Genomic DNA, 25,901 nt, shown 5'->3' with positions numbered 1-25,901 from the left:
CTTAACCCCGCAGGAAGCGCCGAGCGTAGCGCCAGGCGGCAGTCAGACCGACAGTCAGCCCAAGGATGCCGACGCCCGCAAGCGCAATCCCACCGATATAGGTCGCAACCTTACTAGCGATAGTCCCGGCGTTAAACTCCACATCTTGAGCCTGAGCAAACGCCGGGAGAACGGCAGGCAATGCGGCAAGGCCGGCACCAACCAGGAGCTTGACCTTCTGCTTCACCCTACTCACCTCCTTTCTGGACCATCACGGGAGTGTCCTCCCGATTGTCCCTAGAGCCGCTTGAGGATATTGCGGAGAAATGCAGAAACCAACCCGGCCCCGAAGCCCCACCAGAACGCCGCAAATACTTGAGTGAGGTCCATATAACCCCCCGCAACACTTCACCATCCACGCTGAGCTCATCAATCACCACAGCAAGGACGGAGCCTAACCCATCACACACCTCACAGGGCTGCTCAAACAGAGTAAACCCCTGCCCCCAACACTCGGGGCAATCCACTATGCGAGCCTTACAAGCCTCCATAGAGCCTCCCCGTGTAGCGATAGGCGGCCAGAAGGGTGTACGGCATAACTACCCAGGCCAACACGATCCCGAACCACACCACCGGGTTCACCACTCACCTCCAACCAGCGCCCCCGCAATCACGCCCAAGGCAAACATGAGGGCCTTCAAGACTTCCTGAAGCTCCTCAGGACTGAGCATGCTTCTTATCCGGCACAACAGCCGCCACGAAGCGGGCACCCACTACCAGAGGCCGCACCTCGTTAGCCTTCCCAAACCCCGAGGCCACGGGCAGGTCCACGTCCACGTCATAGACCCCCGGGAGACCTTCATGGTATCCGCCACCTCGGGGAGAGCTTCAAACTCCACCGGCAAAAGACCACGAAAGTTAGGATTGCGGGGCGTAGACGCCACCACCACACGAGCCCCAGACGTCCCGTCTTTCTTCTGGTGGTCGTGTAAGGATTTATGTGTAAGGGTCCGTGTTTAATAGGGGGGCACACCTTAGCACGAGGAGGTGCCCCGTGGACCAGGATACCTTGCGGATCTTGCTGAGGGAAGCGGTGCGGGAGACAGTAGCCGAGGTTCTGCAGACGGTTCTGGAGCTGGACCGGACGGCCTTCTTGCAGGTGCACGGAGGCCGCAGGAACGGCTACTACCCCCGCAAGCTGGAGACCACCTTCGGCCAGGTGGACCTGAAGGTCCCTAGGGATCGGGAATCTCGGTATTACCCGGCTTTCCTTAAGCCCTACGTCCGCCGCCTGGTGGACGTGGGGGAAGTGGCGGTAGCCCTTTACGCCGCCGGGGTCAGTCAGCGCAAGGCGGCCGAGATACTGAGCCTGCTCTTAGGCCACCGCTACTCCCACGAGACCCTGAGCGCTCTGACCGACCAAGTCCTGGAGGCGGCAGGAGCCTTCCGCACCCGGCCTTTGCCCGAGGAGATGGCCTTCGTCTACCTGGACGGGCTTTCCCTAAAGGTCTTCAGGGAAGGAGAAGGGATCGTACGGGAAAGCGTGTATGTGGCCCTGGGCATCGCCCCTAATGGGGAGAGGCGGGTCCTGGGGTTCTGGCTGTTGCCCACGGAGAGCGCCCTGGGATGGGAGGGGGTCCTGGGGGAGCTTTGGCAGCGGGGCCTGCGGCGGGTATTGCTCTTCATCACCGACGGGCTGCCCGGGCTTCCTGAAGCGATCCGCAGGGTCTACCCTCAGGCGGAGTGGCAGCGGTGCGTGGTGCACGGGGTGCGGTGGAGCCTGTCCCAGGTGCGCTCCCGGGACCGGGCCCTGCTGGCGGAGGACCTGAGGCGGGTGTACGGGGCGGAGAGCCGGGAAGAAGCTCTTGGGGCCTTGGAGGAGGTGAAGGCCGCCTGGGGTTCGCGGTACCCGGGGGTGGTGGGGCTTTGGGTACAGGATTCGGGGGCCTTCCTGCGGTTCTACGGGTACCCCAAGGTGCTTTGGCCGTACCTGCGGAGCACCAACCTGATGGAGCGGTTTATCCGGGAGCTACGGCGGGGGACGAAGGTGCGGGACCACAAGTTTCCTAAGGAAGAGGCGGTGTACAAGCTTCTTTACCTGGAGTCGGAGAGGCAGGAAGGGAGGTGGGCAGAACGGAAACTAAAGGGGTTCTCGGAGGTGAAGGAGGTGCTGGAGAAGATGCTTCAGGAGCGGTATGCCCCCCGTACACAGACTCTTACACATAACTCTTGACACGACCCTTCTGGTAGACATTGACCGCCAGAACCATCACTTGAGCCATCAGACACCTCCAAACTCCGGCATCATGCCGAACTTAGCCAACTTGATCCTTTCTGCCTTCTTAACCGCCCAATACCCCATCTTCGCTAGGGCCTTTTCCCCTTCCTCATCCAAGCCAAGCTCACGGAAGAGGCGAACCCACACACCTCGAACCCGGTCAACGACCTTCCCCACGGCCACCAACGCCGATAGGTAAGCACCGAGAGCCTGCTCGCAAGCATCACCGGGTCCACCACAGCCTTCCATGCGTGCCGAACTATCCCGCCACTTCCCACCTCCCCCGACTGAAAAGCGGACTGGACGAGTCTCCAGACCTCATCCACCTCGTTATGCCGCATATGCTTATGCCCACCATCCGCACGGTACTGAAGCCACTCACCAGTCAGATAGCGCCAGATAGCCGGGACCACCCACAAGAACGTGTCCCAGTCCCGCACATCCGAGCCATCACCGGGAACCACCATTTCGGCCAGAGCCTCCGTGGTCAGTTGGAACTCCACCCGTACCACTTCCCCTTGAATGGGGCCGTACTCCTGGGCATACACCTCCAGCAAGGCCCTAGCACCAGGCTTGCTCTTAGCTTCAATCGTCTTGGAGTAAACCCTAGCGTGGAGAGGACCCCGACCGAACGTAAAGCCCGACCAGTCCCGACCCCGCAGATGGGCCGACAAATGACCCGGCCCCTCAGCCCAGGACTCGGGCACCCTCAGCCCTGACGTAGCGGGGGGCGTGATACTCATGGGCCCCCCGCCAGTAGCCGGGGCCTGGGCTTCGCCCAGGGCCGCCGGCTCCACGGCGTAGAGCCCACGGGCACGGCTCCTCGAAGTAAAGCGGTTTAGGCTTTCCAGACTGAAATACCCCGGGGGCACCTCCACATCACAAAACAGGTCCGCCCGGGACACCTGCACCCTAGACGGACGGACCCCTACGAGGTTAGTAGCGGCCTCCACAGCCCACCGCACTACCTCATCCGCCCGCCTACGGGCATACATCAGGTACCGGCCAGTAAACTCCACCCGCATAGCGGGGAAGCTAGCCCGCCGAGTAGTCTCCTTGACCGATGACAACCGCCAGAACACAAGGCCGGCAAAGTCCAACAGCCACCGGTAATGCCGAACCGAATGCACACTGGCGGACTGGAACAACTCAGGCTCAATCTCAGAACAACTGGACCACCCACGCAACGGGTTAGGCAGGGGCAGATAGGCGTCAACACCCCAGAACACACCCGCATCCGGGTCTTCTCGGCCTAACTCCTTCAGGTTGTCCAGGGTGGACTCCAACCCCTCAGGCAGGTTGTAGGCACCGGTGTCCCAGTAGAGATTGACCACCAGGGTATCTATCCCGTACCCGAGGAGCCTCATGGAGTTCATGTAAAGGTTTATAAGAATACGGGGGTGGAACGCTGGGTCATCGTGAACCCCGCCGCGGGCCGGGGCAAGGTGGGGAGGCTTTCGGGGGCCATCCTCGAGGCGGCCCGCAGGCGGGGGGCCAAGGCCTTCCTCACCGAGGGGCCGGGCCACGCCACCCTCCTCGCCCGGGAGGCTCCCCCCGGGGCCCGGGTGGTGGCGGTGGGGGGGGACGGCACCGTGCACGAGGTGCTCAGGGGCCTCGCCGGCACGGAAAAGGCCCTGGGGGTGGTGCCCATCGGGAGCGGGAACGACTTCGCCCGCATGCTGGGCCTAAGAGGGCTTCCTTGGCCTGAGGCCCTGGAGCACGCCCTCCTTGCCCCCGAGGAGGCGGTGGACCTCTGCCGGGTGAACGGGGAGCCCTTCGGGGCCTCCTTGGGGGTGGGGTTTGACGCCCTGGTGGCCAAGAGGGCCCTTTCCGCCCCCTCCTTCCTCCGCGGCATGCCCCGCTACCTCTACGCCCTCTTCGCCGTGCTCAAGGATCTCCGCCTGCCCGAGGGCCGGGTCCTTTTGGACGGGGAGGAGGTTTACCAAGGCCCCCTTTTGCTCCTCGCCGCCATGAATGGCCCCGCCTACGGCGGGGGCATTCCCATCGCCCCCATGGCCGACCCCCGGGATGGGCTCCTCTCCGTGGTCTTGGCCCGGCGCTTTTCCCGACCCGGGGTGGTCCTCATCCTTCCCCGGCTCCTCCTGGGCAAGCACCTATCCCATCCCCAGGTGGCGGCCTTCGCCGCGCGGGAGGTGGAGGTGGCCTTTCCCCACCCTGTTCCAGCCCACGCCGACGGGGAGCTTCTGCCCGAGACCGCCACCTACCGGGCTGCGGTGGAGCCTTTGGGCCTCCGGGTGGTGGGCAGGCGGGCTGGGGCCAAGGGGAAAGAACCCCTCCTTCAGCCCGCGGGGGCTTCTTAGAGAGGTTCTTGAAGACGTTCTAGAAGGTAGCGAAAGCGGCCAGGGCGCTTTCCAGGCGCGAAACCGGCCGGGCGAAAAGGGCAATCTGGGCCGCAAGCTTATTCTCCCCGGGCAAGGAGGACCCCCTCCTTTTCTACCACTTCCTTCAGTCCAGGAGCCCAGGAAAGCTCCACCAGGTCAAAGGTCTGGAGCACGGGGAGTTCCTCCAGGGCTTCCCGCAGCCGGGCTGGGGTGGCCAGGTCCAAGGGAGGTTCGGCGAGCAGGGCCAGGGCAGGGTCCACGTCCTTAATCCTACCGCTCATCCTCTATACTTATGCCATGCGCGGCCTTTCGCAAAGGGTCAAGGCCATGAAGCCCTCGGCCACGGTGGCGGTGAACGCCCGCGCCCTGGAGCTAAAGCGCCAAGGGGTGGACCTGGTGGCCCTCACCGCCGGCGAGCCCGACTTTGACACCCCGGAGCACGTGAAGGAGGCGGCGCGGCGGGCCCTGGCCCAGGGCAAGACCAAGTACGCTCCCCCGGCGGGCATCCCCGAGCTTAGGGAGGCGGTGGCGGAGAAGTTCCGGCGGGAAAACGGCCTCATTGTGCGCCCCGAGGAAACCATCGTCACCGTGGGGGGGAAGCAGGCCCTTTTCAACCTTTTCCAGGCCATCCTGGACCCGGGGGACGAGGTCATCGTCCTGGCCCCCTACTGGGTGAGCTACCCGGAGATGGTGCGCTTCGCCGGGGGGGTGCCGGTGGAGGTGGAAACCCGCCCCGAGGAGGGCTTCGTGCCGGACCCCGAGCGGGTGAAGCGGGCCATCACCCCCCGCACCAAGGCCCTGGTGGTGAACTCCCCCAACAACCCCACGGGGGCCGTCTACCCGGAGGAGGTCTTAAGGGCCCTGGCGGAGCTCGCCCAGGCCCACGATTTCTACCTCATCTCCGACGAGATCTACGAGCACCTCATCTACGAGGGGACCCATTTCTCCCCAGGTAGGGTGGCCCCGGAGCACACCATCACCGTGAACGGGGCGGCCAAGGCCTTCGCCATGACGGGCTGGCGCATCGGCTACGCCTGCGGGCCCAAGGAGGTCATCAAGGCCATGGCGGACGTGTCCAGCCAGTCCACCACCAGCCCCGACACCATCGCCCAGTGGGCGGCCCTCGAGGCCCTCACCAACCAGGAAGCCTCCCGCGCCTTCGTGGAGACGGCCCGCGAGGCGTACCGCAGGCGGCGGGACCTCCTCCTGGAGGGTTTAGCCCGGGTCGGCCTGAAGGCGGTGCGTCCGCAAGGGGCCTTCTACGTCCTGATGGACACGGCGGCCATCGCCGAGGACGAGGTGAAGGCGGCGGAAAAGCTCCTGGAGGCGGGGGTGGCCGTGGTCCCGGGCACGGACTTCGCCGCCTTCGGCCACGTGCGGCTTTCCTACGCTACCAGCGAGGAAAACCTGAGGAAGGCCCTGGAGCGCTTCGCCCGGGTGCTGCAAAAGGTTTAGAACGCCCTTTTCCGCCGCCTGGGGGCGAAGAGGAGGAGAAGGGCCCCCAGGGTCACATAAACATCCGCCAGGTTGAAGACGGGAAAGTTGGCGAGGAGGGGGATGGGGGTGCCGAGGTCCAGGTAGTCCACCACCCACCCCCGGCCCAGGCGGTCTATCCCGTTCCCCAGGGCCCCTGCGGCGATGAGGGAAAGGGCCAGGGTGAAGAGGGGAGCGTAGCGCCTTTGGGCTAAGAGGTAAAGGAGGGCCGCCCCCACCAAAAGGCTCAGCCACCCCAGGAGGGAGGCCTTTCCCTGCAAAAGGCCAAAGCCCGCCCCGGTGTTTTTCACCAGGGTGAGGTAGAGGAGGTCGCCCAAAAGGGGCTTCGGCACGGGGGAGAGGGTTTCCAGGGCCCATAGCTTTAGGATCTGGTCAAAGGTCAGGAGTAAGGGCACGAGCACCGTGGGCATCCCCCAGAGTCTACCGGACTCCGCCCTTTGTGCTATACTCCATAGGGTTTGCCTTCGGGCACGGGAGGGTGCCATGGCTAAGGTGTGTGAGATCAGCGGAAAGCGGCCCATCGTGGCCAACAGCATCCAGCGGCGGGGTAAGGCCAAGCGGGAAGGGGGCGTGGGTAAGAAGACCACCGGCATCTCCAAGCGGCGCCAGTACCCCAACCTCCAGAAGGTGCGGGTGAAGGTGGCGGGCCAGGAGATCACCTTCCGTGTAGCCACGAGCCACATCCCTAAGGTCTACGAGCTTTTGGAACGGGCGAAGGGCCTAAAGCTGGAGGGCCTTTCCGCCAAGGAGATCAAAGAGCGGCTCCTTCAGCTCCTTTAGCCTTCCTGCCTCCCCAGGGCCCCCCGTGGGGGGGCCTTTTCCTGTAGCATGTCCCTGTGGCGTGGAAGCCGGGGCACTACCTTCTTCTTTTCCTTTCCCTCTACGCCCTGGTGGTGACCCTGGGGTTTTTCTCCCGTGGGCGGCAGCTTGCCGCCCTGGGCCAGGAGGTGGCCCTTTACAAGGCCCAAGTCCTCTGGGCCCCCGAGGGCTACCGCCTGCCCCTGCCCGGGGCCTGCCTGCCCCGGCGCCCGGAAAACCTCCCGGGCGCCCCCCGCCCTTACCGCAAGGGGGTGAACGCCGGCTTTGTCTTCCAGGCGGGGGACGCCTGCGTGCCCGTGGTGCGGGGCATGGGGGTGGTGGCGGCGGCGAGCGGCGAGGTGGTGAAGGTGGACCTGAACTACCAAGAGCCTTCCCCCGAAGCCTTCCGCGCCCTCCTGGAGCGGGTGAAGGAGGGGGCGGGGCCCGAGGAGATGGACGTTTTGCGGGGCCTCGAGGTCTGGCTCCGCCACCCCGATGGCCGCACTTCCGTCTACGGCCACCTGCAGGCCCCGTACCCGGGGCTAAAGGTGGGAAGCCGCCTCCACCGGGGCGACCCCTTGGGCTACGTGGGCAACACCGGCCTCCAGGGCGGGGCCCCCAGGCTCCTCTTTGAGGTCTGGGAAGGCGAGCCCGACCGGGGGCACTTCCTCTTCCAGGGCCTTGCGGGAGAGGAGCTTTTGCGCCAGGCCAAGGCCTTTTTCGGCCTAGAATAGCCCCATGCGCGAGGCCTTCGCCAAGGTGTGGGAAAACCCCTACGTGCGGGTCCTGGTCTACCTCCTCCTCCTCTACCTCCTCTACCGCCTCCTGGCCCGGGCCTGGCCTGCCCTTTCCGTCCTCCTCTTCGCCTTCGCCTTCGCCTACCTGGCCCACCCCTTGGTGCGCTTTTTTGAGGGGCTTAGGCTTCCCCGGGCGGCGGGGGTGGCCCTGGTCTACCTCCTTTTGGGTCTTTTCTTGGGCTTCGCCTCCTTCCTCACCGCCCAGACGGTCTTGGAGCTTTCCCGCCTCGCCCAGGAACTCCCCAGGCTCCTGGAGCCCCTTTTCACCTGGCTCCTCTCCCTGCCCGATAGGGTCCGGTCCGTGCCCGTGCCCGAGGCGCTAAACCCGATCCTGGCCGAGGCCAGCCGCAACCTCCAGGGGCTTTTGCAAGGGTTTTTGGAAACCCTGGTCCGCTGGCTCCAGGGCCTCCTCGCCCAAGGAGGCGATCTCCTGGGCTTTTTCACCGGGCTTCTGGGCGGGGTCTTCCAGCTCCTCACCGCCCTTGCTCTCTCCCTCTACTTCCTCTACGACCTGCCCCGCCTGGGCCGAGCCGCCCTCCTGGCCTTCCCCGAGCCCTACCAGCCCCTGGTGGCGGAGCTCGCCGCCAAGCTGGACCGGAGCGTGGGGGGCTACGTGCGGGGGCAGCTCCTCGTGGCCTTCTTGGTGGGCCTCATGGTGGGGGTGGGGCTATGGCTTGTGGGGGTGCCTTTGGCGGCGAGCCTGGGTTTTCTGGCCGGGGTCTTCAACCTCATCCCCTTCGTGGGGGTGATCGTCTCCGGGGTGCCCGCCTTGCTCCTCGCCGCCACCGGGGGCTGGCTCAAGGTCCTCCTCGCCCTCCTGGTCCTCTGGCTCGCCAACCAGCTGGAGGGCAACCTCTTCGGCCCCCTCATCGTGGGCCGGGCCACGAGGCTCCACCCGGTGACGGCCATCGCCGCCATCCTCACCGGGGCGAGCCTCTTTGGCCTCTGGGGCGCCCTTTTGGGGGTGCCCGCCGCCGCCTTCTTCAAGGTCCTCCTGGAGGACTACTACAAGAAAAGCCGCTTTTACCGGGAAGGCTAGGGGTGCCGCCCTTGGGGGGGCCACTTTAGGCCGGAGGCGCCATGGCCTTCAGCGCGGCCCTCCCGCCGGACTACCAATGCCCCCCCGCCGCCAGGGCCTCCCGGAACCAAAGGGGCACCTCCCGGCCGAAGCGCCGCTCGGCGAAGGCGCGGGCGAAGGCCCCGTAGGCCCCTTGCCGGATGGCCTCCCGCGCCCCCTCGGTGAGGCGGTGGAGGTGGCGCAGGTTGTGCAGGGAAAGGAGAATTCCCCCAAGCATCTCCCCGGAGCGCACCAGGTGGGCGATGTAGCCCCGGCTGAAGGTCTGGCAGGCGTAGCAGTCGCACCCTTCCTCCAAGGGCCCCTTTTCCTCCAGGAAGCGGGCGTTTTTCAGGTTGAGGCGGCCCTCGGGCACCAGGGCGCTCCCGAAGCGGCCCGTGCGCGTGGGGTAGACGCAGTCAAAGAGGTCCACCCCAAGCCCCATGGCCGCCACCAGGTCCTCGGGGTGGCCCACCCCCATGAGGTAGCGGGGGCGGCCCTCGGGGAGAAGGCGGGTGGAGAGCTCCACCATGCGGAACATGGCCTCCTTGGGCTCTCCCACCGCCAGCCCCCCGATGGCGTAGCCGGGAAGGTCAAAGCGGAGGGTTTCCTCCGTGGAAAGCCGCCTGAGCTCGGGGTCCGTCCCCCCCTGGGCGATGCCGAAAAGGGCTTGGTCCTGGCGGGTCTTGGCCTTGAGGGAGCGCTCCAGCCAGCGCAGGGTGCGCTCCAGGGACTCCTTAAGGTAGGCCCGGCTTGCGGGGTAGGGGGGGCACTCGTCAAAGGCCATGGCGATGTCCGCTCCCAGGGCCTCCTGCACGGCGATGCTCCTTTCCGGGGTGAGCCGGAGGAGGCTCCCGTCCAGGTGGTTTTGGAAGACCACCCCTTCCTCGTCTATGCGCCTTAGGTGCCCCAGGCTCATCACCTGGAAGCCCCCGGAGTCCGTGAGCCAGGGCCCCCGCCACCCGGCGAAGCCGTGAAGCCCCCCTAAGGCCCTCACCCGCTCCGGCCCCGGGCGCAGGAGGAGGTGGTAGGTGTTGGCCAGGAGGATCTGGCTTCCGATTTCCTTAAGGTCTTTGGGCAGGAGGCCCTTCACCGAACCCTGGGTGCCCACGGGCATGAAAAGGGGCGTTTCCACCACCCCGTGGGGGGTGTGGAGGCGACCCACCCGGGCCCGGCCGCTTCGGGCTTCTATGTGGAAGGCGAAGGGCTTCATCCGGCCTGGGGGGCGAAGCGCTCCTCCACGTAGGCCTCCAGGAGTTTCAGGAACTCCTCCGCCAGGTTCTCCCCCTTGAGGATGGTGAGGAGCTTGCCGTCGGCGTAGACGGGGGCTTTGGGCTCCTCGCCTGCCCCGGGGAGGGAGATGCCGATATGGGCGTGCTTGCTCTCCCCGGGGCCGTTCACCACGCACCCCATCACCGCCACCTTGAGCCCCTCCACCCCGGGGTAGCGCCGGCGCCACTCGGGGAGTTTTTCCTTGAGGTGGCGGGAAACTTCCTCCGCCAGCTCCTGGAAAAAGGTGCTGGTGGTGCGGCCGCACCCGGGGCAGCTCGCCACCTCGGGGGCGAAGGTGCGGAGGCCCAGGGCCTGGAGGATCTCCTGGGCCACCTCCACCTCCTTGGTGCGGGGCTCCGTGGGGCTTGGGGTGAGGGAGACGCGGATGGTGTCCCCAATCCCCTCCAAAAGCAGGGGGGCCAAGGCGGCGGCGGAGGCCACGATCCCCTTCACCCCCATCCCCGCCTCGGTGAGGCCCAGGTGGAGGGGGGCCGGGGTGCGCCGGGCCAGCTCCCGGTAGACCCAGACCAGGTCGGGGGCCTTGGACACCTTGGCGGAAAGGACGATCTTGTCCTCCCCCAGGCCCAGCTCCCGGGCTGCCTCGTAGGAGCGGACGGCGCTTTCCACCAGGGCCTCGAGGACCACCTCGTGGGCGCTTTTGGGCTCGGGGCGCTTGGCGTTTCGGTCCATGAGCTCGGTGAGGAGGGCGGGGTCCAGGCTGCCCCAGTTGGCCCCGATGCGGATGGGCTTGCCCAGGTCCAGGGCGATTTGCACCATCTCGGCGAAGTGGAGGTCCTTGTGGCGGCCCCGGCCCAGGGTGCCCGGGTTGATGCGGAACTTGTCCAGGGCCTGGGCCATCTTGGGGTACTTCCTAAGGAGGAGGTGGCCGTTAAAGTGGAAGTCCCCCACCAAGGGCACGTCTATCCCTTCGCCCAGGAGCCTTTCCTTGATCTCGGGCACCGCCCGGGCGGCGGCCTCGTCGTTCACCGTGAGGCGCACGATCTCGCTTCCCGCCCGGTAAAGCTCCGCCACCTGGCGGAAGGTGGCCTCCACCTGGGCGGTGGGGGTGTTGGTCATGGACTGCACGGCGATGGGGTGGGCGCCTCCCACGGGCACCCGCCCCACCCAGACCGTGGGCGTGGGCCGTCTCATCCCCTCCATGCTAGCGGAAGCGTGGGGGAAAAAGGGGTGAGCCTTACTCCAGCTCCATCCCCATGATGTGGTACCCGGCGTCCACGTAGATCACCTCCCCGGTGATGCCGCTTGCCAAGGGGGAGAGGAGGAAGAGGCCCAGGTTGCCCACCTCCTCCTGGGTGACGTTGCGCTTGAGGGGGGCGGTCTGGGCCACGCGGTCGTACATCTTGGTGAAGCCGGGGATGCTCCGTGCGGCCACGGTGCGCACGGGGCCGGCGGAGATGGCGTTCACCCTGACCCCTTTGGGCCCAAGCTCGTAGGCCAGGTAGCGGACGCTGGCCTCGAGGGCGGCCTTGGCGATGGCCATGACGTTGTACTTGGGCACCACCTTCTCGCTGGCGTAGTAGGTGAGGGTGACGATGCTCCCGCCTTCCCTAAGGAGGGGTTCCGCCCGCTTCGCCACCGCCACCAGGGAGTAGGCGGAAACCTCGAGGGCCAGAAGCCAGTCCTGCCGCCTCGTGTCTATGTACCTCCCCTCCATGGCCTCCCGGGGGGCGAAGGCGATGGCGTGGACCAGGTAGTCCAGGCTTCCCCAGGCCTCCTTCAGGCCGGCGAAGAGGGCGTCTAGCTCGGCGTCTTGGGTCACGTCCGCCTGGAAGAGGAGGGCGCCCCCCAGGGCCTCGGCGAGCTTTTCCGCCTCGGGGCGGATCCTTTCCCCTTGGTAGCTTAAGGCCACCTCGGCCCCCGCTTGCCTTAGCTTTTCGGCGATGGCGTAGCCCAGGCTCCGCTGGTTGGTGACCCCCATGACCAGGGCCTTCTTGCCGGAAAGGTCCAGGGTGAGCATGGGGGGATTATACCGGGGTATCCTGGGGTATGGCGCTGGAAGCCTACGGCACTTGGGAGGAAGCCCTTGCCCGGCTTGGGGAAAGCCGGAAAGCGCTCCTTGCCCTTTTGCAAGGGGCGGAGCCCGCCTGGCTTACCCGCCCCTTGCGGGAAGGGGCCTGGACGCCCTTGATGGTGGCGGAGCACATCGCCCTCGTGGAGGAGTCCACCGCCCGGGTTCTAAGGCGGCTGAGGCGCCTGGCGGCGGGGGAGGAGCTTCCGCCTGTCCCCGTGAAGCCCGGGGAGTACAAGGACGGCAAGCCCCAGGCCCCCGAGGGGGTAAGGCCCCAAGGGGGGCTTTCCCGGGAGGAGGTGCTTGGCCTTTTGGCGAGGGCCCGGGCCTTACTCCTGGAGGAGGCCCAGAAGGCCGACCCCACCCACCCCGCCACCTTCCCCCACCCCTTCTTCGGGGACCTCACCGCCTTGGGCTGGGTGCGGGCCGCCGCCTACCACGAGGCCCATCACCTGAAGGCGCTTCAGAGGCCTTCCCTTCCCGGTAGCGGGCGTACCAGGCGTTGAGGGCGGCGGGGGATACCCCGCGGATGACCTCGGTCTTGCCGTCCCACTCCAGGACCACCCCGGCGGTGGGGCTTCCGGCGAGCTCCGCCACCTTTTTCGCCGCCGCTGGATCCTCCCGGGCGTTCACGAAGGTGAAGGGCACGCCCTTTTGCGCCAGGAACATCTTCACGATCTCGCAGGGGCCGCACCCCGGGACGCCGTAAAGCCGCACCATACCCCTATAGGGTAGCAAAGGGAGCGCCCTGGGACCACCCCCCGTAGAATGCCTATATGCGCTTGGTGGACCGCTACCCCGAGGTGGACCTGGAAAGGCTCTTGGCGAGCTTTGTCCCCCCGCCCCGCTTCCAGCAGGCCACCTTCGCCGCCTACCGCCCCGACCCCCGCTACCCCTCCCAGGCCCTGGCCAAGGAAAGGCTGCGAAGATGGGTGCATGACCGGCCCAGGGGCCTTTTGCGGCCCCGGATGCCGGGGCCCCAGGGGATTTATCTGGACGGGGGGTTTGGGGTGGGGAAGACCCACCTCCTGGTGGCGGCCTACCTCGAGGCCCCCCCGCCCAAGGCCTTCCTCACCTTTGAGGAGCTCACCTACACCCTGGGCCTCCTGGGCTTGAGGGAGGGGGCGAGGCGGTTCGCCGCCCTTCGCTACCTCTTCCTGGACGAGTTTGAGCTGGACGACCCGGGGAACGCCCAGATGGCCACCCACTTCCTGGCCCTCACCATGGACCGGGGCCTCAGGGTGGCCACCACCTCCAACACCCCCCCGGGGGCCCTGGGGGAGGGCCGCTTCAACGCCGAGCAGTTCCGGCACCAGATCCAAAGCCTGGCCAAGCGCTTCGCCGTGGAGCGCATAGAAGGGGAAGACTTCCGCCACCGCGACCCCGAGCGCCTGCCCGAGCCCCTTTCCGATGGGGCCCTCCTCGCCCTCCACCGGGAAGACCCGAGGCCCAAAAGCCTGGACGCCTTCCCCGAGCTCCTCGCCCACCTGCGCGCCCTGCACCCCATCCGCTACCGCTACCTCTTTGAGGGTTTGGAGGTGGTGTACCTCCAGGGCCTCGCCCCCATCCCCGACCAGAACGACGCCCTCCGCTTCGTGCACTTCGTGGACCAGCTCTATAACTTGGGTCTCGCCCTGCGGGCCTCCGGGGCGCCCCTCAAGGAGATCTTCCCGGAGAGCTACCGCCACGGGCCCTTCGCCAAGAAGTACGGGCGGGCCCTGTCCCGGCTTGCGGAGCTTTTGGGGTAGCATGGGGGCATGGACCTAGCGGAAAGGCTTTCCGAGCTGGCCCAGGCCCTTTCCCAGGCGAGCGCGGCGGTGGGGATCCTCGAGGCCATAGAAGAGGTGGTGGACGAGTACAAGGACGGGGAGCTTTCCCTCAAGGAGGCCATGGAGGAGATCCAGGGCCTACTGGAAGAGTTCCAGGCGGTGCGGGCCCTCTCCGAGATGACCCCGGAGGAGCTCATGGCCCTGGCGGAGGAGGAGGACGAAGAGGGGCTTCGTTCCTGATGAAGGTCACGGCCATCGTCCTGGATTCCGTGGGGTTAGGCTACCTGCCGGACGCCCCGAGCTTCGGCGACGAGGGGGCGGACACCCTGGACCACACGGTCTTGAAGGCGGGGATCGCCCTTCCCAACCTCGCCGCCCTGGGCCTGGGCTGGGTGCCGGGGGTGCACACCCTGGAGCGGCCTTCCTCCCCCAAGGGAGGGTTTGGCCGCATGCGGGAGGTGAACCCGGGCAAGGACACCACCACGGGGCACTGGGAGTTCGTGGGCGTCCACCTGGAAAAACCCTTCCGCACCTTCCCCGAGGGCTTCCCCGAGGAGTTCCTGCGGGCTTGGGCGGAGCGGATTGGGGTCCGGGGCTGGCTTTTGAACAAGCCCTACTCCGGCACCGAGGCCATCCGCCACTACGGCGAGGCCCACCTGAAGACGGGCTACCCCATCGTCTACACCTCGGCGGACTCCGTCTTCCAGGTGGCGGCCCATGTGGACGTGGTTCCCCTGGAGGAGCTTTACCGCTTCTGCCAGGTGGCGCGGGAGATGCTCGTGGGCGAGTACCAGGTGGCCCGGGTCATCGCCCGGCCTTTCGCCGGAAGCCCGGGGAACTTTTACCGCCTGGAGGAGCACCGCAAGGACTTCGCCCTGGAGCCCCCTAGAAACGTGCTGGACGTGCTGAAGGAGGGGGGCCTCGAGGTGGTGGGGGTGGGGAAGATCCCGGACATCTACGCCCACCGGGGCTTCACCCGGGAGGTGAAGACCAAGGACAACGCCGACGGCCTGCAGAAGACCCTTGCCCTCCTGCGGGAGCCCTTTTCCGGGCTCCTCCTCGTCAACCTGGTGGACTTTGACAGCAAGTACGGCCACCGCCGCAACCCTTTGGGTTACGGCGAAGCCTTGGTCCAGGTGGATGACTTCCTTCCCCAGCTCCTGGCGGCCTTGGGCCCGGAGGACCACCTCTTCCTGGTTTCCGACCACGGGAACGACCCCACCTTCTTCGGCACCGACCACACCCGGGAGTACGGGATGCTCCTTTGGGTGGGGCCGGGGGTGGAGGGGGACCTGGGCACCCGGGACACCTTCGCCGACCTCGGGGCCACCTGGGCGAGGCTCTTTGGCCTTCCCTGGGAGGGCCCGGGGACGCCCATCCGCTAGCCATGCCCTTCACCTGGCGCGACCTCCTGGACATCCTCCTGGTGGCCGTCCTCTTCTACTACCTCTGGCGGCTCATCGCCGGAACCCGGGCCCTAAACCTGGTGCGGGGGGTCCTGGTCTACCTCTTGGTCTGGTTCGTGGCCAGCCTCCTTGGGCTTTCCACCCTGTCCTGGCTTTTGGGCAACGCCGCCACCTTGGGGGCCTTCGCCCTCATCGTGGTCTTCCAACCGGAGCTGAGGGGCTTTTGGAGCGGCTCGGCCGGGCGCAAGGCCCCCGGGCCCCCTCCTTGGCCTTGGAGGAGCTTCTCCTCGGCCTTTCCCGCCTTTCCGAGCGGCGCTACGGGGCCCTGATCGCCCTAGAGCGGCGCACCCCCTTGGGGGAGTACGCCGCCACGGGGGAGGTGCTGGAGGCGCGGCTTAGCGCTAGGCTTCTGGAAACCCTCTTCTACCCCGGCACCCCCCTGCACGACGGGGGGGCCATCCTCCGGGGGGACCGGGTCTTCGCCGCGGGGTGCGTCTTCCCCCTTTCCGAGGCCCGGCTTGGCCTGGGCACCCGGCACCGGGCCGCCTTGGGGCTTTCCGAGGTTTCCGACGCCTTGGTCCTGGTGGTGAGCGAGGAGACGGGGGCCATCCGGCTGGCCGAGGGGGGAAGGCTTTCGCCCCCCTTGGCCCTCGAGGCCCTGCGGGAACGCTTAAAGGAGGCGGTCCGTGCGTGAGTGGGGTGGCTTTCTCCTGGCGCTGCTCGTGGCCTTTGCCCTCTGGTACTCCTTAAGGGAAAGGGCCCCGGTGGTGGAGCGGGCGGTGAGCGTGCCCTTGCGGGTTTTGGGCTTGGAAGGGGAGAAGGTGGCGGAGGGCGTGCCCAAGGAGGTCCTCCTGCGCCTTAGGGGGCCCGCCCCCTTGGTGGAGGGCACGCCCCCCGTTTCCGCCTACCTGGACCTCTCCGAGGTGGAGGGGACCTTCGCCCGGGAGGTGCGGGTGGCGGTGCCCCAGGGGGTGGAGGTCCTGGAGGTGCGCCCGGCCCGGGTGGAGGGGCGGGTGGAGGCGGTCTTGCGCCGCACCCTGCCCGTGGAGGTCCTTTCCCAGGGGGCCTGGGTGGCCACGGACCCCGCCTTCGTGGAGGCCAGGGGCCCACGGAGCCAGGTGGAGGGGGCGGTGGCGGCCTTGGGGTTGTGGACCTTGGGGGGGAGGAGGTGGCCCTCACCGCCTTCGGCCCGGAAGGGCCCTTGCCCGGGGTGGAGCTCACGCCCGAGAAGGTGCGCCTGGTGGCCCGGGAGGCGCCCCTTTTCCGCAAGGAGGTGCCCCTCGTTCTCCGCCCGCCGGAGGGGCTTAGGGTGGAGGACTACGCCCCCAAGGCCGTCCAGGTGGTGGGGCCCAAGGAGGCCCTGGAGGGCCTAAAGGAGGTGGAGGCGAGGCCCCAAGGGGGCTTCCGCCCCGGGGTGGTGGAAGGGCCCCTCCTCCTCAACCTCCCCCCTGGGGTCCAGGCGGTGGGCCAGGTTTTGGGAAGGGTGCGGGTTGCGCTACAATAGCTAGGATGATCTACCCCATCCGCCTCTACGGCGACCCGGTCTTGCGCAAGCGGGCCCAGCCCGTGCGGGACTTCGCCCGGGTGAAAAAGCTCGCCGAGGACATGCTGGAAACCATGCTCGAGGCCCGGGGGGTGGGCCTCGCCGCTCCCCAGATCGGGCTTTCCGAGCGCCTTTTCGTGGCCGTGGAGTACGCCGACGAGCCCGACGAGGAAGAAAAGCCCCTTCGCGACCTGGTGCGCCGGGTCTACGTGGTGGCCAACCCCGTCCTCCTCCACCGGGAGGGAGAGGTGGAGGGCACGGAGGGGTGCCTTTCCCTCCCCGGCCTCTACTCCGAGGAGGTGCCCCGGGCGGAGCGCATCCGCGTGGCTTACCAGGACGAGGAGGGCAACCCCCGGGTCCTGGAGCTGGAGGGGTACATGGCCCGGGTCTTCCAGCACGAGATGGACCACCTGGACGGGGTCCTCTTCTTTGAGCGCCTGCCTGGGCCTAAGCGGGAGGCCTTTTTGGAGGCGAACCGGGCGGAGCTGGCCCGCCTGCAAAAGGAGGCCAGAGCCCTCCTCAAGGAGCTTTCCGGGCGATGAGGGTCGCCTTTTTCGGCACCCCCGAGTGGGCGGTGCCCGTCCTGGACGCCTTAAACCGCCACCACCAGGTGGTCTTGGTGGTGACCCAGCCGGACAAGCCCAAGGGGCGGGGCCTAAGGCCGACGCCGAGCCCCGTGGCCCAGTACGCCGAGGCCCACGGGCTTCCCCTTTTAAAGCCCGAGCGGCTTAAGGGGAACGAGGCTTTTCTAAAAGTTTTCCGAGAGGCGGCCCCCGAGGTGGCGGTCACCGCCGCCTACGGGAAGATCCTGCCCAAGGAGGTCCTCGAGGTGCCGCCCCACGGCTTCCTCAACCTCCACCCCTCCCTTCTTCCCAAGTACCGGGGGCCCGCCCCCGTGCCCTGGGCCCTCATCCGGGGGGAGAAGGAAACGGGGGTGGCCATCATGAAGACGGAGGAGGGGGTGGACACCGGGCCCCTTTACGCCCTTTGGCGCACGGAAATCGCTCCTGACGAGGACGCCGAGGCCCTCGCCAGGCGCCTCCGGGATAAGGGGGTGGAGCTCCTCCTAGAGGTGCTCCAAAACCTCCCCCACCTCACCCCTGTGCCCCAGGAGGGGGAGCCCTCCTACGCCCCCCTCCTCACCAAGGAGGAAGGGCGGATCCGCTTTGAGGAAAGCGCCCAGGCCATCTACAACCGCCACCGGGGGGTGCAGCCCTGGCCGGGGAGCTACTTCTTCCACGGGGGCAAGCGGGTCAAGGTCCTCGCCCTGCGGCCCGAGCCCGGGGAGGGGGAGCCTGGGGTGGTCCGGGCCGTGGACCGGGAGGGGGTTTTGGTGGGCACCGGGGAGGGTCTTATCCGCCTCCTTCAGGTCCAGCCGGAAGGCAGGCGCCCCATGCCCGCCGCCGACTGGGCCCGGGGCTATGGGGTGGCCCCGGGCACCCGGCTCGGCTAAAACTCCTCGTCCCACTCCACGATGGTTTCGCTGGTCAAGGTGGTGGCGGGGCGCTCGGTGGTGGCCGCCACCTCTTCCCCCCGCTCCTTCAGGAGGCCGAACTGGGCGGCGATACCCCTCAGCCCCGCCCCGGCGAAGGCCACCACCAGGAACACGGTGAGCCCCCAGGCCAGGTAGGGGATGAGGCCCTGACCGATGGAAAGGTTGGCAAGGAAACCCAGGAAGGGAAGGTTTGCCGTAGTCCGCCATGACCGAGCCGAAGTAGGAAAGCCCTTCGGCCAGAATGGGCAAAAAAAGGAGGAGAAAGGCGAGGCCCAGGAGGTTCCAGTACACGTTCCGCCCGCCGAAGGTGAGGCGGATGAGGTAAAGGGGAAAAAGGCTCAAGGCGGCGGCCAAGAGGAAGAAGACCGCCCGGGGAACCCCCGCCGTTTGGGCCAGGAAAAGCTTCAAGAAGAGCCAAGGGTTTTGGCTGGGTCCTTGCCCAAATGCTCGTTTTAGCTCTTCAAGGGCCTCATACACCACCAGGGCGTCCAGGGTCCGGATACCCGTGGCCCCTGAGAGGTGCACGAGGGTGCGGGAAACCTGGTCCGTAAGGGCGGGATCAATGACGGCGAAGACGGGCTCGAGGTTGGCGCGGAACTGCCACAACGCCCGGTCCAGGTGGTACCTTCCCTGCGCCAGGTTTCCCCGCCCCAAAGTGGCAATGGCGAGACCCACCTCCGCTTGCACTTGGTTTAGGGCTTCCAGCAGTTCAAAGTTGTAGTTGTAGCCCAGAGTGTAGGCCTGGCGGCGCACCGCCTCCGCCGTGCCCGGTCCATCCAGGGCGGGGTGTAGAAGGTTTCCACCGAAGGAGGGCTGGCCTGCGCTGTGTCCGCTGGGGGAGTGGGGGCGGATTGGGAGGGACTGGGGAGTGCGGTGGGTGTGGGGGAAGGCGCAGGGGCGGTGGGGGATGTGGCGGGGGCCGGGGCAGGCGTGGGGCTGGCCTGGGCTTTGGGGGCCGGGGCCAGGAGGGCCTTGCGCCAGGCGGCCACTTGGTTCCGAAGCCGTTCCACCTCGGGGCGGAAGGCCTCCCCCGAGGAAACCTTGGCCAAGGCCTGGATGAAGTCCTGGGCCTTCAAGGTGCTTTGCGGGCTATCCTGGACCACCAAAAAGCGGGCGTAAGCCCGGGCCAAGGCCAGGTAGGCCTCGGGCCTCGAGGCCGCCCCTAGGGCCTTACCCAGGTCCTCGCTCATGGCCTGGAGGAAAAAGGCCTCGAGGCGGCGCCTGGCTTCCTCGGCCCCTAAGCCCTGGACCCCTTGGACGAGGGACGGGGGGAGGCCCGTGGCCCGGGCCAGGCGGCTTAGGTAGGCGGGCTTTTCCGAGGGGTTCGCCTGGAAAAACCCATCGTAAAGCGCCTTGCCCAAGAGGTGGCGAACGAGGAGAAGGCGGGCTTCCAGGTCCGCCCGGCTCCTCTGCACCACCGCCTGCCGCAGGCCCTCGAGGTTGTTCAAGACGGCGTCGCGGATCACGGGGGGAAGGCCTTCCGCCTCCTGGCGCAACAGGCTTTGCGCCCGGTCTAGGGCCGCTAGGGCTTGGGTGGGGTTGGCGAGGCCCACCTGGGCCAGGGCTTCCTCCAGGCGGTCGTACGCCTGGGGCAAGGGCGCGGCTAGGGCCGGAAGGACCAGGGCCAGAACCAGGGGAAGCCATCCTTTCATCCAGTTACCTCCGTGATGGGTACAAGCCGCCTCAGGGCGTGGAGCAGGCGGCCGATGTTGGTTTCCTTGCGGGCCAGAAGGCCCACGTACCCGAGGCCTAAGGGCCTAAGGGCCACCAGGTTTTCCTGGAGAAGGGCGTAGAAAACCCCGTAGCCTTGACGGGTGAGGAGGCGGTGGACGAGCTCCAAAGGGATGGGCTCCCCGGCGAAAAGCTCCTCCTTGCCGCTCTTACCGGCCACCACCACCCCCAAAACCCCCTCCAGGCGGGCGAGCCGCCTCGCCAGGTGCTCCCGGGCGGCGGGGTCCTCGAGGTCCACCGCCTCCTCCAGAAGGGCTTCTTCCTCCTCCGGTTCCTCGCTTTCCCCTTCCGCCTCCTGGAGGGAAAGCTGCTTCAGCTCCCGCACCAACGCCTTCAGCTCGGGAGGCATCTCGCGAAAGGGAAGGAGGCGGCCAAGCTCGGGCCAAAGGCTCCCTTCTATGAACCGCGCCCACTCCCCGGGGGTGGCGGGCGCTTTGGGGCCTAGGGCCCGGCGCAAGAGGTTTTCCGCCGCCATGGGCGAGATATAGCGGCTCAGGATTTGTAAAAGGCTTTCCTCCATAGGCATCAGGGGCTTGCCAATCCGCCCTTTAGAGTGTACCATATCGTCTGCCCGAGGGATCGGGCGCCCGCCGCTGGGGTGTCGTCTAACGGCAGGACAGCGGACTCTGGATCCGCCGGTCGTGGTTCGAGTCCACGCACCCCAGCCAAACGTTTGGCCCCATCGACTAGTGGTTAGGTCACCGCCCTTTCAAGGCGGCGGCGGGGGTTCGAATCCCCCTGGGGTCACCAGAAGCAGTCCGAGCCGCGCATGGCCCCATCGTCTAGAGGCCTAGGACACGGCCCTCTCAAGGCCGAGACGGGGGTTCGAATCCCCCTGGGGTCACCAGAAGCGGCTCGGATTGCCCTTTTATCCCTTGACACCTTGCGCACGCTCCGCGAAACTGGGTTCGCCATATACCCCCGCTAGGTATGTGGGGGTGTAGCCTGGAAACGAAGGAGGGGAAGATGGAGTTTTCCTTGGCAGGACTCTCGGCGAGCGGGGCGACGGAGGAGCGCTACGACGTGGTCATCCTGGGCGGGGGGCCGGCGGGCCTCACCGCCGGCATCTACGCGGGCCGGGCGGGCCTCAAGACGATCATCGTGGAAAAGGGCCTTCCCGGGGGGCAGATCGCCCAGACGGAGGAGGTGGAAAACTACCCGGGCTTCCCCGAGGGCATCTCCGGGCCCGAGCTGGCGAGCCGCATGGTGCAGCAGGCGGAGAAGTTCGGGGCCAGGATCGTCATGGACGAGGTCCTGGGGATAGAGCCCCAGGAGGACGGCTTCTTGGTCCGGGGGTTTGAGCGGACCTACCCCGCCCGGGTGGTGATCGTGGCCACCGGGGCTAACCCCAGGCGGCTTGGCGTTCCCGGCGAGGACAAGTTCTACGGCCGGGGGGTTTCCACCTGCGCCACCTGCGACGGCTTCTTTTACCGGGACAAGGAGGTGGTGGTGGTGGGCGGCGGGGACGCCGCCGTGGAGGAGGGACTTTTCCTCACCAAGTTCGCCCGCAAGGTAACCCTGGTCCACCGCCGGGATGAGCTTAGGGCCAACAAGCTGGCCCAGGCCCGGGCCTTTCAAAACCCCAAGATGCACTTCCTCTTCTCCCACGTGGTCACGGAAATCCTGGGCGAGGACCAGGTGACGGGGGTGCGGCTCAAGAACCTGAAGACGGGAGAGGAGTACGTCTACCCCACGGACGGGGTCTTCGTCTTCATCGGCCACGAGCCCAACACCGGCTTCCTTAAGGGGGTGGTGGAGCTCAGGCCCGATGGCTACGTGGCCGTGCGGGACGAGGTCTACACCTCGGTGCCGGGGATCTTCGCCGCCGGGGACGTGGCCGACCCCATCTACCGCCAGCTCACCACCAGCGTGGGGGCGGGCACCCGGGCGGCCATGACCGCGGAGAAGTACCTGGCGGAACAAGAAGCCAAACCCCACGAGGAAGCCGCCAAGCCTTAAGGAGGCGTGGCTAGGCTTGGGTTCCTCGCCCTCCTTTGGGGGTTGGCCCTGGGGGCGGGGGTTTTGTACCTCCCCCTGGACGACCGCCCGCCCAACTGGGCCCCGTGCGGCTGGGAGGGGGTGCGCTGTCCTCCCCGGGAGGTTTACCGAGGCCCGGAGGGGGCGGACCTCCCCCTCCTTAGGGCCTGGCTTCTTTCCACCCCGGGGAAGGGGTTGGTGGCCAGCCTGGACGCCCTCGCCTATGGCGGGCTCCTGCAAAGCCGCCACCTTGACCTCCCCGCCGAGGACGCTTTGGCCCGGCTTGGGCCCCTTTTGGCCTGGAAGGCGCGGTATGGCGGGGAGGTCTTCCTCTTCGGCGTGGTGCCCCGCTGGGACGCCACTCGGAGGGAGCGAAACCTAAAGGTGCTCCACGCCCTTGCCCCGTGGGCTGCGCTAAAGGGGCTTTACCTGGAAGCGGTATGGGACGATGCCCTAAGGGGTTCGCCCGCCCCCAAGGAGGCCCGGGCCCTGCCCTACCCCAGCCGCCCGGGGGCGGACGAGGCGGGGCAGGTCCTCCTCCTTAGGGCCCTTTCCCCGGGGCTTAGGGTGGCGGTGGTCCACGAGGAAGCGGCCTTAGCGGAGCGCACCACCCCGTATGAGGCCTTGCCCCTAGAGGAGACGGTAAGGAGGCTTTTGCGAAGCGCCGGGGCGGAGGAGGTGGCCCTGGAGAATATTCCGGACCTGGTCCTTTACGTTTACGGGGGCAAAAGCCCTAGAGGAGCCACCCAAGACCTCCTCCGCCTGATGGCCCAATACCCCGTGGCTTTGGCGGACCTTTCCCGGGTGAACCGGGGGGATGCGGGGCTCATGGGCTACCTCCAGGCCCTGGGGCTTTACGGCCGGCTCGCCGCCTACGCCGCTTGGGGCACCCCGGCCAACAACCTGGGGAGCGCCCTGGCCCAAGGGGGGCTTTTTCTAAGGGACCGGGAAGGGCGCCTTCAGCGCTTGGCCGAGGCCTACTTCGCCTACTGGTGGGGGGAGGTGGGGAGGCCTTGGGTGCGGGGCCGTTTTCCCGAGCCCTTGGGGGAGGAGGCGCTTGGGGTGGCCTCCCTTTGGCCCTACGTGGCGTGGGAAGGGTACCGGGTAGACCTTAAGGCCCTCGCTTTTCCCTGGCACCGCTCCTTTGAGGCTGAGGCTCGGTTAAGCCTCGTCCCCCTGCCTTCCCCGGTTCACCTGGTAGAGTGAAGGGCGTCATGGCCTCAGGGGTGCTGGAGCTAAAACGCCTGGAGGCCCTGGTCCGCGCGTGGCGTCTCCTCGCACCTTTAGACCGGCGGGAGGAGGTCTTCCGCCAGGTGGTGCAGGCGGCCAAGGCCCAAACCCGGGCGGTCTCGGTCCTTCTTTTCCTCTACCGCCCGGAGGAGGACGCCTTGGAGCTGGTGGCGGCGGAGGGTCTTTCTCGGGAGCGTGTGGGCTTTCGCCTACCCCGTGGTAAAGGGGTTTCTTGGGTGGTGTTGGAAAGCGGGGAGCCCCTTTTCGTACCTGATGTTTCCCAAGATCCCCGGGTGGTTTTCCTAACAGGCCAGCCGCAGCCTGGGGTTTACCTGGGTGTCCCCCTTCGGGATCCGCGGGGGAAGGTCTTGGGAGTGCTTTCCATGGACACCGCTGGGGGGGTGGGGGAGATCCTCCCTGAGGAGCGGTTCTGGCTTCAGGCCCTGGCGGAGGCGGCGGGGATGGTCTTGGGCCGCATAGAGGCTTTGGAGAAAGCCCGGGAGGAGGCGGAGCGCACCCGAGCGCTCTTGGAGCTTTCCCTTTCCCTGGAGAGCGCCCGCGAGCCTTTAGGGATGGCGCACAGACTTGACCGCTATACCGCATAGAGCCCCAGGAAGCGCAGGGCGGAGAGGGGGTTGAAGGAGAAGGCCTCCAAGGCCGCCTTCTTCTCCCTGACCCCTTGGCGGTGAAGCATGGAGACCAGAAAGGCCCGGAGGGCCGCCAAGACCTGTGCCCCCACCCCCCGCACCTGGCAGGCATCCTCGTGGAGGAGAACGTCCCGTACCCAAAAGGACCGGTTCTCTACCTCCCACCGGTAAAGGAGAAGCTCCCCAAGCCGCCTCGCCTCCGCCACCTCCGGCCCCAAGCTGGTGAGGGCGTAGCTCACCGTCCGCCGCACCTCCCCCGTCCCCTTGTGCCTCACCTCCCGCTCCATCCGCACCACCTGCCTGGCCCCAGGGAAGGCCCGCACCTCTTCCGGCAGGTAGGGGGAAGCCCAAACCCGGTAGGTCCACACCTCCCCATCCCGCACCAGATTCCACACCGCCTCGGTCTCGCCAGGAAGCCGCCTCTCCTCCATGCCCTTGAACACCTCCAAGGCCCACTCCAAAAGTTCCCCCTGGTTAGCCTTCAGGACAAAGAGGTACGCCCCCCTTTTTGCACCACCTTCCCCGCTAACTCCGGGTACAGGTACCCCGCGTCCCCCACCACCACCTTCCCCTTGAGCCCCTCCGCCCCCAGGCGGTCCAGGAGCTCCAAAAGGGCTTGGTCCTCCCTCCCCTCCGCCCGGGCCTGGGCCAGGGTGGTATGGAGGTGCAGGGCCAGGACCTCCACCAGCTTCACCTGGGCGCTTTTCCCCTTGCCGCTTCCCCGCAGGTGCTTCCCGTCTACCACCAGGACTTCCCCAAGGTCGGCTTCGGGGAAGACCTGGAGGAGGGCCGCTTGGAGCTTTTCAGGATCCAGGCGGTGAAGGAGAAGGGTGATGGCGGTGTGGCCTGGGGCCTTGCGCAGGCCCAGGTGGGGCAAGAGGTGGGGGTTGGCGCGGGCGAAGCGTTCCACGCCCCTCAGGGAGTCCACGCGGGAAAGAAAAGCCACCAGGATGAGGGCCAGGAGGCCCCAAAGGGGGTACTGCCGGTTGCGGGCCCGGGGGTCGGGGATCTGGGACAGGGCTTCGCGCAGGGTCATGCCCCCTCTTTACTCCAGGAGCCGCATATAGGTCAAGTCTGGGATGGCGCAAGAGGCCCTGGAAACCCTGCTAAGGCTAACCCCATATCATGGGGGGGCCCTTTACCTCTTCCAGGGGGGGCGGGTGCGGCCGGCGGTGATGGCGGGCCGTTACCCCTCGGGTTTCTCCAGGCTTTACGTGGAGCATCCTATCCGCTTTGGCGAGGGGCTCCTGGGCCACCCCCGGCTGTGGGAAGGCCCCATTTACGTGGAGGATTACGCCACCTTTCCTGGGGCCCTGAGGCCCTATGTAGAAGCGGGGTTGCGTTCAGCCCTCTTGGTTCCCCTAAAACCCGAAGGGCGGCGGTACGGGGTGCTGGCCTTGGGCTCGTTTGGGGAAAAGGTGCCCCACCGCCGGGAGGACGAGGCGGTTTTGCGGGTGGTGGCCAAGCGGTTGGAGGAGGCTTTAGAGCGGCTTTTCCACCTCCGGGTCCTCAAGAGCACCCGTGAGGCGGCCCTGCGGGCCCTTTCCCGGGTGCTGGAGTACCGGGACCTGGAAACCCAAGGGCACACGGAGCGGGTGGCGGAGCTCTCCTTGCGCTTGGGCCAGGCTTTGGGGTTTTCCGACCTCGAGGGCCTCCGCCTGGGGGCCTACTTCCACGACCTGGGCAAGCTGGCCTTGCCCGACGAGATCCTGCGCAAGCCCACCGCCCTTTCCACGGGGGAGTGGAAGGTGGTGAAAACCCACCCCGAGGTGGGCTTGGAAATCTTGCGAAACTTGCCCTTTTTGCCCCAGACCGCTTTGAACGTGGTCCTCTACCACCACGAGCGCTTTGACGGCTCGGGTTACCCCTTTGGCCTGAAGGGGGAGGCCATTCCCCTCGAGGCCCGCATCTTCGCCGTGGTGGACGTTTACGATGCCCTTATCTCGGAACGCCCCTACAAGCGGGCCTGGAGCAAGGAGGAGGCTTTAGAAGAGCTTCGGGCCCAGGCGGGGAAGGGCCTGGACCCGGAAGTGGTGGCGAAGTTTGTGGAGATAATCTAG

The 25,901-nt window shown here is 67.1% G+C and carries 29 protein-coding genes, 3 tRNA genes and 3 pseudogenes; 22 read left to right on the top strand and 13 right to left on the bottom strand.

Annotated features, from left to right (window positions below):
* Window position 1: 1 nt before the first annotated feature.
* Entirely contained in the window at window positions 2–226 is a 225-nt protein-coding gene (locus tag QT17_RS09810) for a hypothetical protein (protein WP_039459577.1), read from the bottom strand.
* A gap of 765 nt (window positions 227–991) precedes the next feature.
* On the opposite strand from QT17_RS09810, the gene QT17_RS09805 reads away from it, so the two are divergent.
* The gene (locus tag QT17_RS09805; RefSeq protein ID WP_039459569.1) at window positions 992–2,212 is read left to right on the top strand and encodes an IS256-like element ISTth4 family transposase; all 1,221 of its coding nucleotides are present in this window, start codon (window positions 992–994) and stop codon (window positions 2,210–2,212) included.
* Window positions 2,213–2,346: 134 nt separating this feature from the next.
* Here QT17_RS09805 and QT17_RS09800 read toward each other — a convergent pair whose 3' ends face one another.
* Window positions 2,347–3,624, bottom strand: a complete 1,278-nt coding sequence (locus QT17_RS09800; protein ID WP_152607373.1) for a hypothetical protein — start codon at window positions 3,622–3,624, stop codon at window positions 2,347–2,349.
* A 33-nt stretch (window positions 3,625–3,657) separates the two neighbouring features.
* On the opposite strand from QT17_RS09800, the gene QT17_RS09795 reads away from it, so the two are divergent.
* Window positions 3,658–4,578: a diacylglycerol kinase family protein gene (locus QT17_RS09795; protein ID WP_039459566.1), complete on the top strand. Its 921-nt coding sequence runs from the start codon at window positions 3,658–3,660 to the stop codon at window positions 4,576–4,578.
* Between the two features lie 98 nt (window positions 4,579–4,676).
* Here QT17_RS09795 and QT17_RS09790 read toward each other — a convergent pair whose 3' ends face one another.
* The gene (locus QT17_RS09790; RefSeq protein ID WP_235283888.1) at window positions 4,677–4,880 is read right to left on the bottom strand and encodes a hypothetical protein; all 204 of its coding nucleotides are present in this window, start codon (window positions 4,878–4,880) and stop codon (window positions 4,677–4,679) included.
* A 16-nt stretch (window positions 4,881–4,896) separates the two neighbouring features.
* Between QT17_RS09790 and aspC the strand changes: the two genes are divergently transcribed.
* Window positions 4,897–6,054: an aspartate/prephenate aminotransferase gene (gene aspC / locus QT17_RS09785; RefSeq protein ID WP_039459564.1), complete on the top strand. Its 1,158-nt coding sequence runs from the start codon at window positions 4,897–4,899 to the stop codon at window positions 6,052–6,054.
* On the opposite strand, the gene lspA is transcribed toward aspC, so the two are convergent.
* Window positions 6,051–6,503, bottom strand: coding sequence for a signal peptidase II (gene lspA / locus QT17_RS09780; protein WP_039459562.1), 453 nt, complete (start codon window positions 6,501–6,503; stop codon window positions 6,051–6,053). The genes aspC and lspA overlap by 4 nt on opposite strands.
* A gap of 73 nt (window positions 6,504–6,576) precedes the next feature.
* Here lspA and rpmB point away from each other — a divergent pair, with 73 nt between their 5' ends.
* The 3 genes from rpmB to QT17_RS09765 are packed head-to-tail and all read left to right on the top strand — an operon-like array spanning window position 6,577 to window position 8,727.
* Window positions 6,577–6,873 (top strand): 50S ribosomal protein L28, encoded by a 297-nt coding sequence (gene rpmB / locus QT17_RS09775; protein ID WP_039459558.1) that lies wholly within the window; start codon window positions 6,577–6,579, stop codon window positions 6,871–6,873.
* 56 nt (window positions 6,874–6,929) lie between these two features.
* Complete coding sequence (locus QT17_RS09770; RefSeq protein WP_039459555.1) at window positions 6,930–7,625, top strand: M23 family metallopeptidase; 696 nt, start codon at window positions 6,930–6,932, stop codon at window positions 7,623–7,625.
* A gap of 4 nt (window positions 7,626–7,629) precedes the next feature.
* A complete protein-coding gene (locus QT17_RS09765; RefSeq protein ID WP_039459553.1) occupies window positions 7,630–8,727 on the top strand; it encodes an AI-2E family transporter in 1,098 nt (365 codons plus the stop codon).
* 70 nt (window positions 8,728–8,797) lie between these two features.
* On the opposite strand, the gene tgt is transcribed toward QT17_RS09765, so the two are convergent.
* The 3 genes from tgt to QT17_RS09750 are packed head-to-tail and all read right to left on the bottom strand — an operon-like array spanning window position 8,798 to window position 11,992.
* Window positions 8,798–9,955, bottom strand: coding sequence for a tRNA guanosine(34) transglycosylase Tgt (gene tgt, locus QT17_RS09760; RefSeq protein ID WP_039459550.1), 1,158 nt, complete (start codon window positions 9,953–9,955; stop codon window positions 8,798–8,800).
* Window positions 9,952–11,175 carry a flavodoxin-dependent (E)-4-hydroxy-3-methylbut-2-enyl-diphosphate synthase gene (gene ispG, locus QT17_RS09755; RefSeq protein ID WP_039459547.1) on the bottom strand — a complete coding sequence of 408 codons (1,224 nt, stop codon included), beginning with the start codon at window positions 11,173–11,175 and terminating at the stop codon, window positions 9,952–9,954. Before ispG ends, tgt begins: the two co-directional genes overlap by 4 nt.
* Before the next feature lie 34 nt (window positions 11,176–11,209).
* The gene (locus tag QT17_RS09750; protein WP_039459545.1) at window positions 11,210–11,992 is read right to left on the bottom strand and encodes an enoyl-ACP reductase; all 783 of its coding nucleotides are present in this window, start codon (window positions 11,990–11,992) and stop codon (window positions 11,210–11,212) included.
* A gap of 29 nt (window positions 11,993–12,021) precedes the next feature.
* Between QT17_RS09750 and QT17_RS09745 the strand changes: the two genes are divergently transcribed.
* Entirely contained in the window at window positions 12,022–12,549 is a 528-nt protein-coding gene (locus QT17_RS09745; RefSeq protein WP_039459542.1) for a DinB family protein, read from the top strand.
* Here the strand turns inward: QT17_RS09745 and QT17_RS13400 are convergent.
* The gene (locus tag QT17_RS13400; protein WP_081995805.1) at window positions 12,446–12,763 is read right to left on the bottom strand and encodes a glutaredoxin family protein; all 318 of its coding nucleotides are present in this window, start codon (window positions 12,761–12,763) and stop codon (window positions 12,446–12,448) included. The genes QT17_RS09745 and QT17_RS13400 overlap by 104 nt on opposite strands.
* 56 nt (window positions 12,764–12,819) lie before the next feature.
* On the opposite strand from QT17_RS13400, the gene zapE reads away from it, so the two are divergent.
* The 7 genes and pseudogenes from zapE to fmt all read left to right on the top strand — a co-directional run bounded on the left by zapE (window position 12,820) and on the right by fmt (window position 18,214).
* The gene (gene zapE / locus QT17_RS09735; RefSeq protein ID WP_039459540.1) at window positions 12,820–13,791 is read left to right on the top strand and encodes a cell division protein ZapE; all 972 of its coding nucleotides are present in this window, start codon (window positions 12,820–12,822) and stop codon (window positions 13,789–13,791) included.
* A gap of 9 nt (window positions 13,792–13,800) precedes the next feature.
* The gene (locus QT17_RS09730) at window positions 13,801–14,052 is read left to right on the top strand and encodes a hypothetical protein (protein ID WP_039459538.1); all 252 of its coding nucleotides are present in this window, start codon (window positions 13,801–13,803) and stop codon (window positions 14,050–14,052) included.
* Window positions 14,052–15,197, top strand: coding sequence for a phosphopentomutase (locus tag QT17_RS09725; RefSeq protein WP_039459536.1), 1,146 nt, complete (start codon window positions 14,052–14,054; stop codon window positions 15,195–15,197). Before QT17_RS09730 ends, QT17_RS09725 begins: the two co-directional genes overlap by 1 nt.
* A gap of 2 nt (window positions 15,198–15,199) precedes the next feature.
* Window positions 15,200–15,912 (top strand): annotated as a pseudogene (gene cdaA, locus QT17_RS09720) (diadenylate cyclase CdaA).
* A pseudogene (locus QT17_RS09715) lies at window positions 15,905–16,722 on the top strand (YbbR-like domain-containing protein). The pseudogenes cdaA and QT17_RS09715 overlap by 8 nt, the downstream one beginning before the upstream one ends.
* A 5-nt stretch (window positions 16,723–16,727) precedes the next feature.
* Window positions 16,728–17,303: a peptide deformylase gene (gene def, locus QT17_RS09710; RefSeq protein ID WP_039459535.1), complete on the top strand. Its 576-nt coding sequence runs from the start codon at window positions 16,728–16,730 to the stop codon at window positions 17,301–17,303.
* Window positions 17,300–18,214, top strand: coding sequence for a methionyl-tRNA formyltransferase (gene fmt, locus QT17_RS09705; protein ID WP_039459533.1), 915 nt, complete (start codon window positions 17,300–17,302; stop codon window positions 18,212–18,214). Before def ends, fmt begins: the two co-directional genes overlap by 4 nt.
* Here the strand turns inward: fmt and QT17_RS14525 are convergent.
* The gene (locus QT17_RS14525; protein ID WP_235283883.1) at window positions 18,211–18,369 is read right to left on the bottom strand and encodes a hypothetical protein; all 159 of its coding nucleotides are present in this window, start codon (window positions 18,367–18,369) and stop codon (window positions 18,211–18,213) included. The two genes, fmt and QT17_RS14525, sit on opposite strands and share 4 nt — an antisense overlap.
* A 40-nt stretch (window positions 18,370–18,409) precedes the next feature.
* Between QT17_RS14525 and QT17_RS14520 the strand changes: the two genes are divergently transcribed.
* Window positions 18,410–18,712 (top strand): hypothetical protein, encoded by a 303-nt coding sequence (locus QT17_RS14520; RefSeq protein ID WP_235283881.1) that lies wholly within the window; start codon window positions 18,410–18,412, stop codon window positions 18,710–18,712.
* Window positions 18,713–18,948: 236 nt separating this feature from the next.
* On the opposite strand, the gene QT17_RS14515 is transcribed toward QT17_RS14520, so the two are convergent.
* The gene (locus QT17_RS14515; RefSeq protein WP_235283879.1) at window positions 18,949–19,908 is read right to left on the bottom strand and encodes a hypothetical protein; all 960 of its coding nucleotides are present in this window, start codon (window positions 19,906–19,908) and stop codon (window positions 18,949–18,951) included.
* Entirely contained in the window at window positions 19,905–20,507 is a 603-nt protein-coding gene (locus tag QT17_RS09695) for a hypothetical protein (RefSeq protein ID WP_039459530.1), read from the bottom strand. The genes QT17_RS14515 and QT17_RS09695 overlap by 4 nt, the downstream gene beginning before the upstream one ends.
* 74 nt (window positions 20,508–20,581) lie before the next feature.
* Here QT17_RS09695 and QT17_RS09690 point away from each other — a divergent pair.
* The 6 genes from QT17_RS09690 to QT17_RS09665 all read left to right on the top strand — a co-directional run bounded on the left by QT17_RS09690 (window position 20,582) and on the right by QT17_RS09665 (window position 23,799).
* Window positions 20,582–20,655: transfer RNA gene (locus tag QT17_RS09690), tRNA-Gln, on the top strand.
* A gap of 7 nt (window positions 20,656–20,662) precedes the next feature.
* Window positions 20,663–20,737 (top strand) — tRNA-Glu (locus QT17_RS09685).
* Window positions 20,738–20,758: 21 nt separating this feature from the next.
* Window positions 20,759–20,834 (top strand) — tRNA-Glu (locus tag QT17_RS09680).
* Between the two features lie 119 nt (window positions 20,835–20,953).
* A complete protein-coding gene (trxB, locus tag QT17_RS09675) occupies window positions 20,954–21,946 on the top strand; it encodes a thioredoxin-disulfide reductase (RefSeq protein ID WP_039459528.1) in 993 nt (330 codons plus the stop codon).
* A gap of 6 nt (window positions 21,947–21,952) precedes the next feature.
* Window positions 21,953–23,170 carry a DUF4127 family protein gene (locus tag QT17_RS09670; protein WP_039459527.1) on the top strand — a complete coding sequence of 406 codons (1,218 nt, stop codon included), beginning with the start codon at window positions 21,953–21,955 and terminating at the stop codon, window positions 23,168–23,170.
* Entirely contained in the window at window positions 23,167–23,799 is a 633-nt protein-coding gene (locus QT17_RS09665; protein WP_369792387.1) for a GAF domain-containing protein, read from the top strand. The genes QT17_RS09670 and QT17_RS09665 overlap by 4 nt, the downstream gene beginning before the upstream one ends.
* Here QT17_RS09665 and QT17_RS14510 read toward each other — a convergent pair.
* Both QT17_RS14510 and QT17_RS14765 read right to left on the bottom strand, forming a co-directional pair.
* Window positions 23,787–24,302, bottom strand: a complete 516-nt coding sequence (locus QT17_RS14510; RefSeq protein WP_015716433.1) for a hypothetical protein — start codon at window positions 24,300–24,302, stop codon at window positions 23,787–23,789. The two genes, QT17_RS09665 and QT17_RS14510, sit on opposite strands and share 13 nt — an antisense overlap.
* Before the next feature lie 20 nt (window positions 24,303–24,322).
* On the bottom strand, window positions 24,323–24,877 hold the full coding sequence (locus QT17_RS14765) for a transposase family protein (RefSeq protein WP_014629763.1): 555 nt from the start codon (window positions 24,875–24,877) through the stop codon (window positions 24,323–24,325).
* Window positions 24,878–24,920: 43 nt separating this feature from the next.
* Between QT17_RS14765 and QT17_RS09650 the strand changes: the two are divergent.
* Window positions 24,921–25,901, top strand: a pseudogene (locus QT17_RS09650) (HD-GYP domain-containing protein); the annotation flags it as partial.

The sequence above is a fragment of the Thermus sp. 2.9 genome (assembly GCF_000794385.1).
In the GTDB taxonomy this organism is placed as follows: domain Bacteria; phylum Deinococcota; class Deinococci; order Deinococcales; family Thermaceae; genus Thermus; species Thermus thalpophilus.
This window is presented reverse-complemented; position numbering and strand designations above follow the sequence as displayed.